The following is an 18436-nucleotide window of genomic DNA, read 5'->3' as shown; positions in this document are numbered from 1 at the left end:
TATGCGAGCCTTGTTTGATCCGACCGCATTTGAGAATATGAAGGTAGTGATTGAAGGCGCCATTTATGATAAGGATTTAGCAGGAGAATTAAAGGTGATTGACCGCAATGATCTGATCAATACGGCAAAGCTGTCGCGGGAATACTCGGTTTCGTTCACAAATCCCGGGTCATTGCCTGGAGATCCTTCCTGCACGTTAATTTTACAGGCAAGCCTGAAAAACCTTGCTGCCGAGCTGCTTCTAGAAAGCGGGAGCGGACAGGAAGCCGGCTGTACCATTTTGATTGTCTTTAATACGACCCATAAAAAGGATTTAGCGATCTCCGGGATTATTCAGGAAAAGGTCAGAGAAATTTGGGGTATAGAGAGGATCATCACTCAAAGGTGGACCTTCGGCCATGAGTCGGAAGATAATGTTACGAACGAGACAATCGTCAGCTTCAATCGACCTATATTTGAAGAGCAGATCGATGATTTAGTCGCGATGATTGATTATATGGAAAAAACGATCAAAAGCCTGCAAACGAGTGTGCTCTGATTGATGCTTCCTACTCGCCTTTATCAGCAGCTAACAGTAAGATAAGGGCAGGAGGTGGCTAATATGTCAGTTTACCAATTTAGCGCGAAAACCATTACCGGGGAAGAAATTTCTCTGGACCGTTATGCAGGGAATGTACTCCTGATCGTCAATACAGCCAGCAAATGCGGTTTCACACCCCAATATAAAGAATTGCAGGAGATGTATGACACATACAAAGATAGAGGCTTGGTGATACTTGGTTTTCCTTGCAATCAATTTATGGGCCAGGAGCCTGGCAGCGAAGAGGATATTCAATCCTTTTGTGTGTTAAATTACGGCGTCAATTTTCCGATGTTTGCGAAAATCGACGTGAATGGCCAGAATGCTCATCCACTCTTTCAATACTTAACAGAAAAAGCACCTGGGGCATTAGGAACGAAAGGTGTAAAATGGAACTTCACGAAATTCCTTGTTGACCGCTCAGGCAATCCGGTCACTCGCTATGCCCCGAGCACAAATCCCCGGGAAATGTCGGGTGACATCGAACAGCTACTATAAGCCTCAAACAAAAAAGCTTCTCCTTATTGGAGGAAGCTTTTTTGTTGTCCGAAAAATTCTAAATACTCTTTACAATTGGCAGGGCAGGCAATAGGATTAAAGAAGGTATGGAAAACATTCCCGCTAATTCTATAGAAGGAGGAGACCTGAGATGCAAAGCAAAGCAAATTTAAAAATTTGTAAGAAAGAAAGAGATAAAGGATCCTAGTGCTAGGAGGGCATAAAGATGAATCATTTAACGAAAGCGATCCAGATTGTCGAGTATCATGAAGGCCTTGCAGCCGGAATTGCAAAAATGTGGTATATGAGCCGTGACCGCTGGGGCGGAGATACTCGTGTGACAACACCCGGCGCAAGTCATCCAGAAGGAAGCGAACTCCGGTAATATCGCTCTATATCTTGCAGTTGAAGGAGAAGAAGTGATCGGATACTGGAGCTTACATGAATAAACAAGCTTTACAAGTCGTCAGCAAGCAAAAGCTGAGCAGTGAATTAAAAACTGCGCCGATGTTTATCGTTTTTGATGAGCGGCAATTAACGGGCTCAGTGCTTCGTCAGCTAAACAGGATCAGGTTCCAGCTTGATTGAAGGAGTAGACATGAAGATTATTGACGCACATATGCATTTTTCGAAAATTAACTCGTTCCATGAAACAGCCCGGCGACTTTCGTTTGTTGATTACTCTTTCGATGGCATTTTAACTGAATACAAGCAAGCGAATGTCGTCCTCGGGATTGGTATGGGATTGACAGAAACAGGCGACATGGGGTTTCCCGACGATGCTGCCTCCACACCAATGGGTCTTGATTTAAGCGAAAGCCTTCCCGGAAATATTGTCTATTGCGCCGGAATCAATCCGTTTGACTGCGGGGAACAGGCGCTTAAAAGGCTGGAAGCCGAGGTGCAAAAACGAGAGGTTGTCGGTATTAAAATTTATTTGGGCTACTATCCTTTCTATGCTTATGATGAAGTATATGAACCGGTATATAAAATCGCCGCCCAATATCGTCTGCCTGTCGTATTTCATACCGGAGATACTTATTCGGAACGCGGGCTGCTCAAATACTCGCATCCGCTTGCGATTGACGAAGTAGCAGTTAAATATCGGGACGTTACTTTTATGATGGCCCATTTCGGCGATCCGTGGACATTGACAGGAGCAGAACTCATCTATAAAAACCCAAATGTGTTTGCAGATTTATCAGGGTTGATCGTTGGAACAGAGAAGGATCTGATGAAACGTCTGCAGGGGCGGTTCCTTGACCATTTGCGCCATGCCCTCGAATTTGCAGATTCGTATGATAAGCTGTTGTTCGGCACCGACTGGCCGCTTATTCCGGTTGCTCCCTATGTTGAATTCATAAAAAAACTGATACCCGAACAACACCATCAGGCAGTTTTTTATGATACGTCCATAAATGTTTTTCCGAAAATCAAGCCGTTTTTAAAATAGATGCGTCGCTATCCTTTTAAATGAAGGGTAGCTTTTTTGCATTTGTCGAGATTTGCGCGTGAATTGCGAGCTCCGCTCGTAAATCCTTCGTTTCACCAGTAAATCCTGAGCTCCGCTCGTAAATCGCAAGTTCCGCTCGTAAATGCCCTTCGCAACGGATACCAATTTCGTTTTATTCTCGAATTTTAACGGTTCGTGTTAAAATAAAAAACGGGTAGAAAGCAGGTGCATTGATGAACCAGATTATTAAATTATCTGAGCAATTTGTGAAAGAAAGCTTAAAGAATGATGTGACGGGGCATGACTGGCATCATATTGACAGGGTCCGGAAAAATGCCTTGAATATAGCAGATAGGGAGCAGCGAGGCGAACTGTTTGTCATTGAAATGGCTGCCCTGCTCCATGATATAGCGGACGAAAAGCTAAATGTAAGCAGCGAAGCAGGAAAGATAAAGCTTCTTGCTTTTATCCATACCCTTAATTTAGGAAAAGCGATTAAGGAGCATATTTTGGATATTATTTTTTCTATTTCATTTAAAGGCGGAAACAACCAGGAGTTAGCTTCAATTGAAGCGGAAATTGTCCAGGATGCAGACCGCCTTGATGCAATTGGCGCGATTGGCATTGCCCGAACCTTTGCATATGGGGGGAGTAAGGGACAGCCGATATATGATCCACATATCCAAATTAGAGAGAAAATGACTGTGGAAGAGTATCGAAATGGCAAAACTTCTTCAATCCATCATTTTTATGAGAAGTTGCTGAAGTTAAAAGACCGCCTTAATACTGATGCAGCCAAACAGCTGGCTGAGTCACGCCACGAGTTTATGGAACAATTTTTAAAGGAATTTCATAGTGAATGGAATGGTGAGGCATGAAGATGATTTCAATTGAAAATGTGTCTAAAACTTACGGGGAAAAACAGCTTTTTGACGAATTATCCTTCACTATTTCAGACAAAGACCGCGTCGGGTTAATCGGCGTGAACGGAACTGGAAAATCGTCCCTCCTCAAAATTATCGCTGGAATCGATTTCACCGATTCGGGTGAAGTTATCAAAGGAAAAGACTATACAATTTCCTACCTATCCCAGAATCCTGAACTTTTAGCCGAATTGTCCGTATTGGATCAGGTCTTTGAAGGGGAGGCACCCATTTTTGTCATACTGAGACAATATGAACAAACGCTTAGTCTATTAACGAAAAATCCAGACGATCAGCACTTGCAGGAGACACTTTTTGGCCATCAGAAGAAAATGGATGCACACAATGCCTGGGATTTAAGTACAAGTGCAAAAACAATTCTGACAAAGCTAGGCATTGACGATTTTACAAGAAAAGTTGGCGAGCTTTCCGGTGGACAGAAGAAACGGGTCGCCCTCGCACAAGTTTTAATCAAGAAGCCGGATTTATTGATTCTTGATGAACCGACAAACCATCTTGATTATGATTCTGTAAAATGGCTTGAGGATTATCTCGGAAGATATAACGGGGCGCTTTTGCTTGTAACGCATGACCGATATTTTCTTGACCGGGTTACAAATCGGATCTTTGAGCTCGATGGCGGTCGTCTTTTCAGCTATAAAGGCAATTATGCAGCATTCCTCGAAGCAAAAGCGATCCGTGAAGAAAATGAAGCGGCGACACTCGAAAAAAGAAAAAATCTTTTTCGCCGCGAGCTTGAGTGGATAAGACGAGGGGCCAAGGCGAGAACGACGAAGCAAAAGGCAAGGATTCAACGGTTTGATCAGCTTGACGAACAATTATCCTCAGTCCAGTCGGTAGACAAGCTCGATATTTCCCTCGGCGGAAGCAGGCTCGGCAAACAGGTCTTTGAACTGAAGGATGCGACAAAGTCATACGGCGATCGTATCATTTTGAGCGGTTTTGATTTGCTCGTGAAGCCTGGTGATCGAATCGGAATCATCGGCCGAAATGGAACAGGCAAATCGACATTGCTTAACCTGCTCGCCGGGACAACCGAATTGGATTCCGGACTGCTGGACATCGGCCAGACAGTGAAGGTTGCTTATTATACCCAAGAAAACGAGGATATGGATGAAAGCAAGAGGATGATCGAATATTTAAAGGAAACGGCCCAAGTCATCGAAACGTCCGACGGAAAAACCATTTCGGCAGCGCAAATGCTTGAGCGCTTCCTTTTTCCGATGAATACGCACGGTACGCCGATTCGAAAACTATCCGGGGGCGAGAAACGCCGCCTTTATTTATTGAAATTACTGATGGAAGCACCAAATGTTTTGCTTCTTGACGAGCCGACAAATGATCTCGATACCCAGACATTGACAATACTCGAGGATTATCTTGATGATTTCCCAGGAGTCGTCTTAACCGTTTCCCATGACCGCTATTTTCTCGATAAGGTCGCCAGGCAGCTGCTCATAATGGAAGGACAAGGGCGAGTCGCATCTTTTTACGGAAACTATAGCGAATTTTTAGAAAAAGAAACAGAAAAGCCGCTTCTAAAAGAAACTGCAGTTGAGGAGCAAATAACGAATCCAATCGACAAAACGAAAAAGAAGCGGTTGACGTTCAAGGAAAAAAAGGAATGGGAAGAAATTGACGGCAATATCGAAGCTGCAGAAAAAAGACTGAACGAGATCGCAGCGGAAATGGCAACTACAGGCAGCGATTTTGAAAAAGCTCATACATTAACGCAAGAGGAAGCGGAGCTCAATGAGCGCCTTGAACATTTAATTGAACGTTGGAGCTACCTCTCAGAAATAGTCGAGAACGAGTGAACAAGGACAAACCCGGTGATTGTATTTACCGGGTTGATCTTTTTGGATCTCCAAAGGTGAATACACAGGCAAGATTATGTTAAAATTCTTGCAAGATATAAACGTAATCAAGATGCAAAGGGTGAAAATAAAAATGAAAATATTAGCGATAGAGCCGACTCCAAGCCCGAATACAATGAAGATTATTTTAGACCGGGAGCTTCCAATGGGCCAAAGCAATAACTATAAAAAAGACCATGTTGAAGGTGCACCGGATTTAATCAAATCGATCCTGAATGTCGAAGGTGTTAAAGGTGTTTATCACGTCGCTGATTTTTTGGCTGTAGAAAGAAATGCCAAGTACGATTGGAAACAGATCCTTCCGCAGGTTAGGAAAGCTTTTGGGGAAGAATCAAGCAGTGACAATGAAAAAAATCCGGTTATGAATGAGCATTATGGTGAAATAAAAGTGCAGGTGCAAATATTCAAAGGAATCCCGATGCAAGTGAAGTTAACGGATGGAGCCGAAGAAAAGCGATTTGGCCTCCCTGAAGTATTTTTAAAAGCTTTGGCAAATGTCCAGAACCCCTCCGATAATGTCGTCATGGAACGAAAATGGCATGATTTCGGGATACGCTATGGCGATTTTGATCAAGTCGGCCAGGAAGTTGTTGAAGAACTAATTGCTTCGTATCCGGAGGAACGCTTGAATGATTTGGTCAAACAGGCGGCTAATCCAGATAAAACCTGCCAGGTTGCTGCGCAGAGGCGAAAGAAATTAAAATTAACTGCAGACAGTTTAAATGATCCGGACTGGCGGAAGCGTTATCAGATTTTTGAACAAATGGAAGACCCTGAACTGGCGGATTTACCGTTGCTTGAAAAAGCACTCGGTGATGAAAAAGCATCGATTCGCAGACTTGCTGTCGTTTATCTTGGAATGATCGAGGATCCCCAGGTTTTGCCACTGCTTTATAAAGCGCTTGAAGATAAATCGGTGACGGTGCGGCGCACGGCAGGGGACTGCTTATCGGACTTAGGTTTCGAACAGGCCATGAACAAAATGGCTGACGCATTGCAAGACAGCAGCAAGCTTGTCCGCTGGCGCGCCGCCATGTTTTTATATGAAGTTGGTGATGAAAGCGTCCTCCCTGCATTACGGGCAGCTCAAGATGATCCCGAGTTTGAAGTAAGCATGCAGATTAAGCTCGCGATTGCCCGGATCGAAGGCGGAGAAGCGGCGAAGGGATCTGTCTGGAAGCAGATGACTGAAGCAAGAAAGCAGGGAGAAGAGCACGCATAATCAGAGTGATTGCATTTTTGAGCCGAAAGCCGAGTGTTGGTTACATATCCAGCATTCGGTTTTTTTAGTGCGCTCAGACTCAAAAAAGATTTATCTGGAAGCGTTTTCCGTAAAACTGATATATTAAAATTTTATGAAAATTGTTGAAATTAGCATAGAAAGGGGCTATATTTGAAAGAAACTATTTTTACAAGGTGGAGATAGCAGTGAGAGATTTAAGAATCAAAAGTCATGTAATCAGTGATGATGAAAAAAGGGCACCGAATCGGGCAATGTTGCGTGCAGTCGGTTTTTCTGACGAGGACTTTAAAAAGCCGATGATCGGCATTGCAAGCACATGGAGCGAAGTGACTCCGTGCAATATACATATTAATGATTTGGCATTTCAAGCTAAGGACGGGGCCAGGGAAGCGGGCGGTGCGCCGCTTGTGTTTAATACGATCACGGTTTCTGACGGGATTTCGATGGGCACGGAAGGAATGCGGTACTCGCTGCCGAGCCGTGACCTGATTGCCGATTCAATCGAAACGGTTGTTGGGGGAGAAAGCCTTGATGGCTTTGTTGCGATTGGTGGCTGTGATAAGAATATGCCTGGCTGCCTGATGGCGATTGCCCGCATGAATCTTCCGTCCGTATTTTTGTATGGAGGAACGATTAAACCGGGGAAATTGCACGGCGAAGATATCGATATCGTGTCGGCGTTTGAAGGGGTCGGTCAATACAATGCAGGATCGATTGACCGCGAAGAACTTCACAAAATCGAATGCAATGCTTGTCCGGGGGCTGGATCATGCGGTGGAATGTACACAGCTAATACGATGGCAAGTGCGATTGAAGCATTGGGGATGAGCCTTCCCGGAAGCTCCTCCAATCCTGCTGAAACGGACGAGAAACGCACTGATGCGTTTGTTGCTGGACAGGCAGTCTACCAGTTGCTTGAACAGGACATTCGTCCGCGTGATATTTTAACAAAAGCAGCATTTGAAAATGCGATTACCGTAGTAATGGTACTTGGTGGTTCAACAAATGCGATCTTGCACTTAATGGCCATTGCCCATGCTGCAGAAGTCGATCTATCATTGGACGATTTTAACCGGATCCAGAAAAAGGTTCCGCATCTTGCTGATTTAAAGCCGAGCGGTAAATACGTCATGCAGGATTTGCATAATGCAGGCGGTGTATCAGCAGTGATGAAAATGTTGTTAAAAGAAGGGCTGCTTGACGGCAGTTGTTTAACGGTAACCGGCAAGACTCTTGCCGAGAACCTCGCGGATGCCCCGGACTTGGCAGACGGCCAAAAAGTGATATATCCGGTTAGCGAGCCGCTGAAGCCTGCAGGTCCATTAGTCGTTTTATCTGGAAACCTTGCCCCCTCTGGAGCTGTAGCAAAAGTGTCTGGCTTAAAAGTAAAGCAATTAACTGGTCCAGCGAAAGTATTTGATGATGAACCTTCAGCGACAGAAGCAGTCATGAATGGGGAGATTCAAGCCGGTGATGTCCTGGTGATCCGCTATGAAGGTCCAAAGGGTGGGCCTGGAATGCCAGAAATGCTTTCGATTTCTGGGATCCTCGTTGGAAAAGGTCTTGGCGAAAGCGTAGCGCTGTTAACGGACGGTCGTTTTTCAGGCGGAACCCATGGTCTTGTTGTCGGCCATATTGCGCCGGAGGCACAGGTTGGCGGTCCGATTGCTCTGATTAAGACCGGTGATGTGGTTACGATTGATACTGAGAGCCAGGTGCTCTCTGTCGCGCTTGATGAGGATGAATTGGCAGAAAGAAAACGCACATGGTCTGCTCCGCCACTGATCAGCAGAGGAGCTCTTGCAAAATACGCAAGACTCGTCTCCTGTGCATCAAAAGGAGCTGTTACCGATTCATTTGAGGAAACTGAAGTGAAACAACCGTTAAAGATATAAATCAGCAATTCCGCAAAATTGCAATGCAAGCATCGCTTATAGTATGCTTGCATTGCAAACTTTTTCGGGAGGGATTTACACATGTCAATGGCATACGAAGAATATATGCGACAAATGGTAATACCAATGCGGGAAGAGCTCGTTCGTGCAGGATTTGAAGAGTTGTCAACAGCAGATGAAGTTGAAGCATTCATGGAAAACACAGACGGAACGTCTTTAGTAGTTGTTAATTCTGTTTGCGGTTGTGCAGCAGGACTTGCCAGGCCGGCGGTAACCCAGGCGCTGTTAAGATCGGACAAAAAACCTGATCAGCTTGTCACCGTTTTTGCCGGGCAGGATAAAGAAGCAACGGCGAAAATGCGCGAGTATTTCGAAGGGATCGAGCCTTCGTCTCCTTCCATGGCGCTATTAAAAGGAACAAAGGTTGTCCATTTTATCCCGCGTCATGATATTGAGGACCATTCGATGGAAGCGATTATGGAAAATCTTACAGCAGCATTTGAAGCCCATTGTTAAATAGGATGTCTCCTGACGTCCTTTTTTCGTTTAAGCCGCAAAACAGGTGAAGTGTATGATTATAACAACAGCAGGACGGACAAATGACAGCATGGTAAAAATAGCGAGAACGACAGCGGCTGTTCTTGGTGCCAGTTATGTAGAGCGCAGAAAAAGATCGATTGCTGCGATACAGGAACTGGTGAAGGATGATTGTTTGATCATCGGGAAAGACCGCTTGGAGTTATATTTGTATGGAACGGCTGAACCATTTTTCTTTCATCCGAATTCTGCAATGTTCAGAATCAAACGGCTTATGAAAGGCGGGGATGATCCTTTTCTGGATGCTGCCGGTTTGCAAAAAGGAATGAGTGTTCTTGACCTCACGCTTGGATTGGCTTCCGACAGCATTGTTGCAAGCTTTGCTGTAGGCAATGAAGGAAAGATAACCGGGATTGAGGGGAATTCATACATAGCATACATTGTCAATCAAGGTTTGAAAGAGTGGGATTCGGGTTTTACTGAAATAAATGAGGCAATGCGCGGAATTGATGTTGTTCATGCTAATGCAACTGATTATTTACGCCAAATCGGGGATAACAGCTATGATTGTGTATATCTTGATCCGATGTTTGAAGAAACGATTCTTGAGTCCGATGGTATAAAATCTCTTGCGAAGTTCGCCTTATATGAACCGGTTACAAAAGAAATGATCGATCATGCCCGCAGAGTGGCAAGGCATCGTGTGGTGTTAAAAGATCATTTTCGCAGCAGCCGATTTGCAGAATTCGGTTTTAAGGTTCAGCGAAGAAAAACAGCAAAATTTCATTTCGGGGTGATGGAAAAGGAAAAAGGCTAACTCGTGAGTCAGCCTTTTACCTACCCTTTGTAGTTAAGGAAAGTATATAATTTTCGATACTTTATGGGGCGTTTCCATGTCCAGCTCCAGCGCCTAGCCCCTCGAGTCGCTTCGGTCCTGCCAATGAAGTCAAAGAACGACTTCACCGTCAGCCCCTTCGACGTACAGGACGTACTAGTGCCGACGTTGCCACAGGACGGGGCGCTCTTAGTCGGCCAGCGCTTGTCGGGGCTGAACAAGGCGCTTGCGCTTTTCTTATTTTTCAGTTAATCGGCGATAGCAAGGTACACAAAATAAGCCATCAACAACAGGCTCCCGATTACAAATGCAATTGACCAATCCATCAGCCAGCCCTCCCCCTTTGTTTTACTATCTCCAATATAAAACAACCTAACCAAATTAATAAAGATATTATTCTATTAACCATTGAAAAATATTTGAAACCAATTTTCGTTTTATTCGTAAAAACAAGTATAATAAATTTTATGAATGGCAATCTCAGCAGTTTGTTAACAGTCTTAAAATGTATTTTCAAAGACTTTCAGAACAATTGCTTCGAAGGGAAAGAGTTTCATGCCAAAATGGGTCAGGAAATCCTTTGTTATTCTCGTCACTATTTTAACGTTCGGAATGGTTACGCCGTCCCAGGTGTTCCTTTATGATGGAACCCATTCTGGCAAATCGACAAAGCGGGATAGCTTTGAATCAAATCCGGCTCAAACTGCAGCTGATTTTCAGTTTTCCGAAGATATCAGGCAGCCTTTATCAGACAGGGAAGTAGTTGTCGAGCAAATCATGAAAGAGGCAAAGGAACAATCGATGCTTAAATTCGGTTCGAAAATTAAACCGTGCATTGAAGATGAATTTCAAGAAATCATTTTGCCTGAAATGGAGAAAGCAATCGATCAGGTGATTTCCGGGCATCCTGAAGAAGACTTAATGAATCTTGCGATTACGGAAGCACCTGGAAACGGGAAATCAGAAAAGATTTTTCATATTTTCGACCGTATTACGAAAAAAGATATTCTCCGCTTTCACGTGAGGAGAGATCATCCTCCGCAGGCAGGATTTTGGTTCAATTTTCATTATCATACCCATCATGACCAATTCCAGGCCCATCACGATCTTGGCACAATCTATTGGGATAAAAACACTCCTCCTAAATGGATGAGTTAATGTAATTGAAAAACGCCATGGTTTATGAAAAAATGGATAGACGGTTTTAAACTTTTATTCTTTAGAAAAAAGACTCGGTCCTTCTAAAGAATAATTTAATGTATTCAGGAGGAACTGCTAGAATGTCAGAAATATTAGAAGGTATTATTCATACTTATTCCCAGTTTTTTAACTGGGACATGTGGGTCAATGTTTTAACGGATCCAGTCAGTTGGGGCTATATCGGAACACTGGTGATTTTGGAAGGACTATTATCAGCTGATAACGCGCTTGTACTTGCAGTCATGGTAAAGCATCTACCAGAAAAACAGCGCCGTAAAGCTCTTTTTTATGGGCTTCTTGGTGCCTATCTTTTCCGGTTTATCGCTATCGGTTTAGGGCTGTTCCTGATTAAATTATGGTGGGTAAAAGTTCTTGGTGCAGCGTACTTGGCATGGCTGTCTATTAAATATTTTCTTGATAAACGAAAAAATACAGGAGAAGAAGAAGGAGAACTGGAGGGAATCAATCAAAGCGGCTTGCTGATCAGGTTGTTTGGTACATTCTGGGGCACGGTCATTTCAGTAGAATTCATGGATGTTGCATTCTCGGTAGACAGTGTTCTTGCAGCCTTTGGGGTCAGCGATCAGGTCTGGGTTCTCCTACTTGGCGGAATGCTTGGCGTTCTGATGATGCGTGGTGTTGCAGGGGTATTCTTGAAGCTGATTCTCAAAATTCCCGAGCTTGAAACAGCTGCCTATATTTTAATCCTGCTCATTGCTACGAAAATGTTCGCAAGTGTTTGGGGATTCCATCTGGACCATATTTACTTCTTTCTCATCATTCTAATAACATTTGCAGTGACATTTGCAGTTCACTATAACAATAAGAAAAAAGCAAGCGTCAATAAAGAAGAGCATATGCAGCAATAACGAACAACAAGGGATCTGACGATTGTGCAGGTCCCCTGTTTATAAAGTAATTTTCATAGACACGTATCCTTATCCGGGCAGACCAGCGATTTTTTTAGAAAAATATACAGAGCTCCGAAGCTGCCATATACACTGATAAAGAATAAAACAGCAGTAAATATTGAGGGCAGCATAGGTGTGAGCATCAATGTAAACAATAGCGCATAAAAAAACAAATCAGCCATAACGAAGTAGCTGGATACCATCACGGTTTGAACCGCCTGTAATTCTACTTGTATATTTTCGGTCGGGGATTTCCTGATTAAAAATCTCATTGCAATTCACCTTCTTAATTTTGTACTCAACTATATGCGAGGACAAGAAGAAAGGTGAGACACCACAGTTAACTGAACACGAAATCTTTTCAGGCAGCTGGTCTTATGTATTGGCAACTCGTTTTCGTCATCGTGTCGCCCATATCATATGACGGCAATCATCGCCATTAATGATAAAAGCTGCGAAAAGCAGCTTTTTTTGCAATGGTTCACTCTCCTCGGAAAGAAACAAAATTCATCTGAAATCGAGGGGGGATGGGCAATAGATCAAATGGGAAAAACAGCGGCAATCAGACGAACCGAACCCTTTCACAGGATACATACCAGCCGTTTCCTTCCTTAATTTCTCAACAAGCGCGCATTCTCCGATAGTAGCTTCATATGTTATAATTTTAATAACTTTTCCAAGGGGTCTCAAATAATCAAAATGCCATCTCTTTTTCTTGTCTACCTTCAAGTGCCGAGAAATTCTGCTCGCAATATTTCTTTTGGCGCTTCCTACGTAAATATAGGTTCCTTCCTGGAAATAAAACCTTCCAAGCCTGCCTATATGAATGGTTCCTTCTTGTTCAACCTTTAAATAAACAGCATAGAGAGTGTGTAACTGATTAATTGAATCTTCCATCTTATTAACCTCCATGAATAGCAAAAGGGTGATTTATATGCGCAAAATTTTCCTTATGGTCATTGTCGGGACCGTTTCTTTATTATTGTTGGGAAATTCCCCCGCACCCATTCAAGGCATCAAATTAACCAATCTGCCGGAGTCATCTGAACTTCATCAGTATTTAACGACCGATTCACGTGAGTTGCTCGGTGAGATGATCGTCGTCCCGCAAGGTGATTTCGATGAACAAGAAGCTGCTTTTATGATAGCACGCATTGGACAACTACCTGAACCATTGTTGCAGAAAATGAACAGGGAAGGAATCCTGCTTATCCTGTTCCAGGGAAAACTGACCGAAAATCCATCTGCAAGCCACTTATCAGGGATTGTTCCCCGCGGGTACGAAAGTAAGAAAGTTTGGGACGATGTTCCGGGTATTGGCGGATCAAAAAAGGTATTAGTGAAAATAGGTGCGAGTGAAAAGGGAATGGGGCATGGCTCGGTCAATCTTGAACTCCACGAATTGGCTCATTCGCTTGACCGCTACGTATTTAACCAGATCCGTTATAACCCATATTTTTTGCAGATTTGGAAAGAAGAGCAAATCACATTGTTTCCAGGGATTGATTATTATCTAAACTTTCCCGAAGAATATTTTGCGGAAATTTTTGCGATGTACTATTTAGGTGGAGAGAGCAGAGAGTTATTGCAAGAACGCGCCCCCAGGTCGTATGAGTTTATTAAAGCGTTAAAATAATTTTTTCGCGACTGACTGTCATTTCTGATAGAATAGATTACAGATTTGTCGAAGGACGTGAAAAAATGAAACAATATTTACAGCTTTGCAAACATGTGCTGGAAAACGGCGTTAAGAAAGAAGATCGGACGGGAACAGGAACGATCAGTACCTTTGGCTACCAAATGCGCTTTAACCTGCAGGAAGGTTTTCCGTTGCTGACAACAAAAAAACTTCATTTACGCTCGATTATCCATGAGCTTCTCTGGTTTTTAAAAGGGGATACAAACGTTCAATATTTGCAGGAAAATGGTGTGCGCATCTGGAATGAATGGGCTGACGAAAATGGCGAGTTGGGTCCTGTCTACGGACACCAGTGGCGATCATGGACAGGTGCAGACGGACAAACGATTGACCAGATCAGCGAACTGATCAGGCAAATAAAACACAATCCGGATTCAAGAAGATTAATTATCAATGCCTGGAATGTTGCTGAAATTGACAAGATGGCTTTACCGCCATGCCATTGCATGTTCCAGTTTTATGTGGCGGATGGAAAGCTTTCATGCCAACTCTATCAGCGTTCTGCCGATGTCTTTCTTGGAGTCCCTTTTAATATTGCTTCATATGCATTGCTAACGTTGATGATTGCAAAGGTGTGTGACCTTGAGCCAGGAGAATTTATTCATACTTTCGGTGATGTCCATATCTACCAAAATCATCTTGACCAGGTTAACCTGCAACTGACGAGAGAGCCGCGTCCATTGCCAAAAGTGAAGATTGAACGCGATGTGAACGATATTTTTGACTATCGGTTTGAAGATTTTATTCTTGAAGAATATGATCCACATCCGCATATTAAAGGGGTTGTCAGCGTATGATCTCATTAATCTGGGCGATGGATGAAAATCGCGTCATCGGCAGGGACAACCGGCTGCCGTGGCATCTGCCGGAAGACTTGAAGTTTTTTAAAAGAGTGACGATGGGCCATCCTGTTGTGATGGGCCGGAAAACGTATGAATCAATAGGCCGCTTGCTGCCGGGCCGGGAAAATATCATTATTACGAGAAATCGTGATTATCAAGTGACTGGGGCGACTTTATTTTATTCGATCGCTGACTTTGTAGAATATGCGAACGGGCAAGAAGAAGAGTTTTTTGTGATTGGCGGCTCAGAAATTTTCAAAGAAATTTTTACAGCTGCAGACCGCCTCTACTTAACACAAATTCACGCAGAATTTGACGGAGATACATATTTTCCGGACTTAGATTTAAACGAGTGGGAGCTCGTTTCAAAAGAGCCAGGATTAAAAAACGAAAAAAATCCTTATGATTACGAGTTTCTAATATATCATCGGAAGTAAAAAAACAGCCAATAGCTGTTTTTTTTTGTTAATCAAGCAGATCTGGGTTTGTTTGATATTGCGTAAGTAGTTCAAGCATGTTTCTAAATTCGTGAGGGTCGCAAAATTCCCCTTCGGAAAAATTTGCTCTAACCCAGTTAATCAGTTCGTTCGGGCTGTTAAAAACCTCCCCGCTTGTATCACTTTTACGGATCATATAGCGGCCGTTATCCTCGTCAAGAACCACTTCAACGGGCAAAGCACTATCCAGGCTGCAAAGTGAAAATTCCATTTTACCATCCCCTTTATGATTGATTTGGTTTTATTATAATATCGGCCAAATTTTTTATTCAGAATAGTTGCCAGAAAAATAATAATTTTTAATTAAATATCTGTAAGTTCTTAAAAGTTTCATGTTATAATGTACGAATTATAAAACTTGCAGAAACGAGGGTGACACATGGAACAGAAAGTACTGAATAAAAAATGGGTACAGCTTGAAGACATTGTAATCGCCTACCAGCAGTTAAAAGATGTCGTTGCCCATACCCCGTTGCAGAAAAACGAGCGGCTCTCAGAAAAATATGAATGCAACATTTACTTAAAACGGGAAGATCTGCAGCACGTCCGCTCTTTTAAATTAAGAGGTGCTTATTATTTAATGAACTCACTACCAAAGGATGCACTTGAAAACGGTGTTGTGTGCGCAAGCGCTGGCAATCACGCCCAAGGTGTGGCTTATGCCTGTCGCCAGCTTGGAGTACATGGTAAGATATATATGCTGGCGACGACGCCTAGGCAAAAGGTAAGTCAGGTTGAAATGTTCGGCAAGGATTCAGTGGAAATTATCCTAATCGGCGATACGTTCGATGATTCCTTTGAAGAAGCAGCTATTTGTTCGGAACAGGAAAACAGGCAATTTATTCATCCTTTCGATGATGAAATGGTCATTGCAGGCCAGGGAACGGTTGCAGTCGAAATTCTTAATGATTGTGAAGAGCCGATCGATTTTATGTTTGCAAGTATTGGTGGCGGAGGCTTAATCGCGGGTTTAAGCACATATATGAAAAGTATCTCGCCAAATACAAAAATGATCGGGGTTGAACCGGCCGGCGCCGCATCAATGACGGAATCACTGGCACTAAACCAACGGACTCCCCTTGCCGACATTGACAAGTTCGTCGATGGCGCAGCGGTTAAATGTGTTGGTGCGAAAACATTTGATATTTGCAGTGAAAATATTGATGATATTTTGCTTGTTCCGGAAGGCAAGGTCTGTACAAGCATTCTTGAGCTATATAATGAGCATGCGATTGTCGCTGAACCGGCAGGAGCAATGCCAATCGCCGCATTGGACCTGTATCGGGAAGAAATTAAGGGGAAAACAGTCGTTTGTGTGATAAGCGGAGGAAATAATGACATTGGCCGGATGCAGGAGATCAAGGAACGATCTCTGCTCTATGAAGGTTTGTTATACTATTTTATCGTCAATTTCCCGCAGCGTGCCGGTGCACTAAGAGAATTTTTGGATGAAGTGCTCGGGCCGACAGATGATATTTCCAGGTTCGAATATACGAAAAAAAATAATCGCGACAATGGACCGGCTCTTGTTGGGATCGAGTTAAAACAGAAGGAAGACTATGAAGATTTAATTGCACGAATGAAGAAAAAAGGTTTTTCCTATCAAGAGGTAAATAAAGACAGTAACCTTTTTCATTTGCTTATTTAAACACAAATAATCTGACGAAGACATAAGAAAGATCACTTTTACGAGATTTTTTCATGATTATGTGAATTTCTTATGAACATTTTAATTCTTTTCCCGCATAAATCTTTAAAACGTTATATAATCTAAGTAGATTCACAACATGAAACTTTAAAGGGGATGTATTCTACATGTTTTCAAATATCGGGGTACCCGGATTAATATTAATTCTAGTTCTGGCTTTAATTATCTTCGGACCGAAGAAGCTTCCTGAAATCGGCCGTGCCTTTGGCCAGACGCTTCGCGAATTTAAAAAATCGACGCGTGAGCTAACGAGCGATGTCATGGATGAATTCGAAGAAGACAAGAAGAAAGAGGTAAAATAGGTGCAGAAATTTTTTCTGCGCTTTTCCTATTTCTAGAGCATCAAGCGATTGGCAGGGGAATGAAATGGAAGATAAAGAACTAAATGTAATCGATCACTTGGACGAACTGCGAAAGCGGCTGATCATCACCGTATCAGCATTCATTATCTTTTTCGTCATTGGCTTTATGTATGTAAAAGATATATATGACTGGTTTGTGCGTGATCTTGATGTGAAATTGGTGGTGCTCGGTCCGAGCGATATTGTTTGGGTTTATTTTATGATAGCGACCGTCATTGCGGTGGCCGCGACAATTCCGGTCCTGGCCTTGCAGGCCTGGCTGTTTGTTAAGCCCGCGTTGAAGCCGATTGAACGAAGGATTTCACTCGCTTATATCCCGGCCCTGTTTGCCTTATTTCTTGTCGGACTGTGTTTTGGCTATTTTGTCATTTTTCCGACAGTGTTGAACTTCCTTGTTGAACTGAGCGGGGAAATGGTCGTAACCAATTTTACAGCTGATAAATATTTTCGGTTTGTGATGAATATGACCTTGCCATTTGGCGTATTATTTGAATTGCCTGTAGTGGCAATGTTCTTAACGTCTCTCGGTATCATTAACCCGTACGTAATGCAAAAAGTTCGCAAATATGCATACTTTGTACTCGTCGTGATTTCTGTAATCATATCACCTCCGGATCTTATGTCAGATATTCTCGTCACGATTCCGCTGTTGCTCTTGTATGAAGTAAGCATTAACCTCTCTAAAATAGTTTATCGGCGAAAGCTTAAAAAAGAACAGCAATGGGCTGAGGAAAACGGGGAAATAATGAAATAACAAAGGACCCGACAGGATTTTTATTCTGCCGGTTTCTTTTTTTGTCCGAGCTAATGCGTGCTGCATTCAGAGGCTAATATCTCAGTCTGCCGGGAGGGCAGTAATGATATAGCATTCGGGGGCATTCCCGATAAATTCTCAATAAAATATTTTTGTGAAGAGCATATTCAAACAACACTTCGACGCTGATTTAGGGTATAATATAGTCAAACGGGTGAAAAAGAGGATTGATATTTTGCTATTCAAAAGCCTGGAGTTCAAAAATATTGTTGGACAGAAGGTAAAAGTCTTGGAGATTCCTGTATTGGAGGAAGATAGCCGTTATTATTTTATGATCCAAGTCCGTTTGCAAACATTTATTACTGCCCTTTATCGAGACAAAATGGCAAGTAAAACTTATTCATTTAAAGATTATTTAAAAAGAGTTCTCAAATGGCCGGATTATGAACAGATTTTTAAAACGGCTGCACTAAAAAATAATGCATAATTGATTGAAGAGTATGGGCAGAGGCTCATACTCTTTTTATGCCGCAAAAAATAATAGCGGGTCAATTTAAGTATTTATTTTATTAATATCCACGGAACATGTATAATACGTACT

Annotated in this window: 23 protein-coding genes; 20 read left to right on the top strand and 3 right to left on the bottom strand. The window is 42.7% G+C overall.

Annotated features, from left to right (window positions below; all coding sequences use genetic code 11):
* Nucleotides 1-10: 10 nt before the first annotated feature.
* The 13 genes from CU635_RS16310 (at nt 11) to CU635_RS16255 (ending at nt 11931) form a co-directional block, all read left to right on the top strand.
* Nucleotides 11-538, top strand: coding sequence for a hypothetical protein (locus tag CU635_RS16310; protein WP_101578446.1), 528 nt, complete (start codon nt 11-13; stop codon nt 536-538).
* Between the two features lie 63 nt (nt 539-601).
* Complete coding sequence (locus tag CU635_RS16305) at nt 602-1078, top strand: glutathione peroxidase (protein ID WP_101578445.1); 477 nt, start codon at nt 602-604, stop codon at nt 1076-1078.
* Nucleotides 1079-1304: 226 nt separating this feature from the next.
* Nucleotides 1305-1463: a hypothetical protein gene (locus tag CU635_RS16300; RefSeq protein WP_245917495.1), complete on the top strand. Its 159-nt coding sequence runs from the start codon at nt 1305-1307 to the stop codon at nt 1461-1463.
* A gap of 56 nt (nt 1464-1519) precedes the next feature.
* Nucleotides 1520-1666: a hypothetical protein gene (locus CU635_RS23425; RefSeq protein WP_180956495.1), complete on the top strand. Its 147-nt coding sequence runs from the start codon at nt 1520-1522 to the stop codon at nt 1664-1666.
* 10 nt (nt 1667-1676) lie between these two features.
* Nucleotides 1677-2531 carry an amidohydrolase family protein gene (locus CU635_RS16295; RefSeq protein WP_101578444.1) on the top strand — a complete coding sequence of 285 codons (855 nt, stop codon included), beginning with the start codon at nt 1677-1679 and terminating at the stop codon, nt 2529-2531.
* Nucleotides 2532-2764: 233 nt separating this feature from the next.
* Nucleotides 2765-3409, top strand: a complete 645-nt coding sequence (locus tag CU635_RS16290; RefSeq protein ID WP_180956496.1) for an HD domain-containing protein — start codon at nt 2765-2767, stop codon at nt 3407-3409.
* Nucleotides 3406-5292 (top strand): ABC-F family ATP-binding cassette domain-containing protein, encoded by a 1887-nt coding sequence (locus tag CU635_RS16285; RefSeq protein ID WP_101578442.1) that lies wholly within the window; start codon nt 3406-3408, stop codon nt 5290-5292. The genes CU635_RS16290 and CU635_RS16285 overlap by 4 nt, the downstream gene beginning before the upstream one ends.
* Before the next feature lie 133 nt (nt 5293-5425).
* On the top strand, nt 5426-6574 hold the full coding sequence (locus CU635_RS16280; protein ID WP_101578467.1) for a conserved virulence factor C family protein: 1149 nt from the start codon (nt 5426-5428) through the stop codon (nt 6572-6574).
* 206 nt (nt 6575-6780) lie between these two features.
* Complete coding sequence (gene ilvD, locus CU635_RS16275) at nt 6781-8490, top strand: dihydroxy-acid dehydratase (RefSeq protein WP_101578441.1); 1710 nt, start codon at nt 6781-6783, stop codon at nt 8488-8490.
* Nucleotides 8491-8571: 81 nt separating this feature from the next.
* Nucleotides 8572-9006: a BrxA/BrxB family bacilliredoxin gene (locus tag CU635_RS16270; RefSeq protein ID WP_101578440.1), complete on the top strand. Its 435-nt coding sequence runs from the start codon at nt 8572-8574 to the stop codon at nt 9004-9006.
* Nucleotides 9007-9061: 55 nt separating this feature from the next.
* The gene (locus CU635_RS16265; RefSeq protein WP_101578439.1) at nt 9062-9844 is read left to right on the top strand and encodes a class I SAM-dependent methyltransferase; all 783 of its coding nucleotides are present in this window, start codon (nt 9062-9064) and stop codon (nt 9842-9844) included.
* A 573-nt stretch (nt 9845-10417) separates the two neighbouring features.
* Nucleotides 10418-11020, top strand: coding sequence for a YpjP family protein (locus tag CU635_RS16260; RefSeq protein WP_101578438.1), 603 nt, complete (start codon nt 10418-10420; stop codon nt 11018-11020).
* Nucleotides 11021-11142: 122 nt separating this feature from the next.
* Entirely contained in the window at nt 11143-11931 is a 789-nt protein-coding gene (locus CU635_RS16255) for a TerC family protein (protein ID WP_101578437.1), read from the top strand.
* A gap of 53 nt (nt 11932-11984) precedes the next feature.
* On the opposite strand, the gene CU635_RS16250 is transcribed toward CU635_RS16255, so the two are convergent.
* Together CU635_RS16250 and CU635_RS16245 are read right to left on the bottom strand one after the other, a co-directional pair.
* Nucleotides 11985-12245: a hypothetical protein gene (locus CU635_RS16250; protein WP_101578436.1), complete on the bottom strand. Its 261-nt coding sequence runs from the start codon at nt 12243-12245 to the stop codon at nt 11985-11987.
* A 235-nt stretch (nt 12246-12480) separates the two neighbouring features.
* The gene (locus tag CU635_RS16245; protein WP_101578435.1) at nt 12481-12870 is read right to left on the bottom strand and encodes a GIY-YIG nuclease family protein; all 390 of its coding nucleotides are present in this window, start codon (nt 12868-12870) and stop codon (nt 12481-12483) included.
* 37 nt (nt 12871-12907) lie between these two features.
* Here CU635_RS16245 and CU635_RS16240 point away from each other — a divergent pair, with 37 nt between their 5' ends.
* The 3 genes from CU635_RS16240 (at nt 12908) to CU635_RS16230 (ending at nt 14951) form a co-directional block, all read left to right on the top strand.
* On the top strand, nt 12908-13609 hold the full coding sequence (locus CU635_RS16240; protein WP_101578434.1) for an anthrax toxin lethal factor-related metalloendopeptidase: 702 nt from the start codon (nt 12908-12910) through the stop codon (nt 13607-13609).
* Between the two features lie 65 nt (nt 13610-13674).
* Entirely contained in the window at nt 13675-14469 is a 795-nt protein-coding gene (locus CU635_RS16235; protein WP_101578433.1) for a thymidylate synthase, read from the top strand.
* Complete coding sequence (locus tag CU635_RS16230; protein WP_101578432.1) at nt 14466-14951, top strand: dihydrofolate reductase; 486 nt, start codon at nt 14466-14468, stop codon at nt 14949-14951. Before CU635_RS16235 ends, CU635_RS16230 begins: the two co-directional genes overlap by 4 nt.
* Before the next feature lie 28 nt (nt 14952-14979).
* Here CU635_RS16230 and CU635_RS16225 read toward each other — a convergent pair whose 3' ends face one another.
* The gene (locus CU635_RS16225; RefSeq protein WP_101578431.1) at nt 14980-15222 is read right to left on the bottom strand and encodes a hypothetical protein; all 243 of its coding nucleotides are present in this window, start codon (nt 15220-15222) and stop codon (nt 14980-14982) included.
* A 168-nt stretch (nt 15223-15390) separates the two neighbouring features.
* On the opposite strand from CU635_RS16225, the gene ilvA reads away from it, so the two are divergent.
* From ilvA to CU635_RS16205, 4 genes are all read left to right on the top strand, one after another.
* The gene (ilvA, locus tag CU635_RS16220) at nt 15391-16659 is read left to right on the top strand and encodes a threonine ammonia-lyase IlvA (RefSeq protein WP_101578430.1); all 1269 of its coding nucleotides are present in this window, start codon (nt 15391-15393) and stop codon (nt 16657-16659) included.
* 167 nt (nt 16660-16826) lie between these two features.
* Nucleotides 16827-17021, top strand: a complete 195-nt coding sequence (locus tag CU635_RS16215) for a twin-arginine translocase TatA/TatE family subunit (protein WP_101578429.1) — start codon at nt 16827-16829, stop codon at nt 17019-17021.
* 64 nt (nt 17022-17085) lie between these two features.
* Nucleotides 17086-17835, top strand: coding sequence for a twin-arginine translocase subunit TatC (tatC, locus tag CU635_RS16210; protein WP_101578428.1), 750 nt, complete (start codon nt 17086-17088; stop codon nt 17833-17835).
* Nucleotides 17836-18070: 235 nt separating this feature from the next.
* A complete protein-coding gene (locus CU635_RS16205; protein ID WP_101578427.1) occupies nt 18071-18322 on the top strand; it encodes a DUF2535 family protein in 252 nt (83 codons plus the stop codon).
* Nucleotides 18323-18436 lie beyond the last annotated feature (114 nt).

The organism is Bacillus canaveralius, from assembly GCF_002860125.1.
Taxonomy (GTDB): Bacteria; Bacillota; Bacilli; order Bacillales; family Cytobacillaceae; genus Bacillus_BJ; species Bacillus_BJ canaveralius.
Note: the sequence above shows the minus strand (reverse complement) of the source record. Positions and strands in the feature narration are given on the sequence as shown.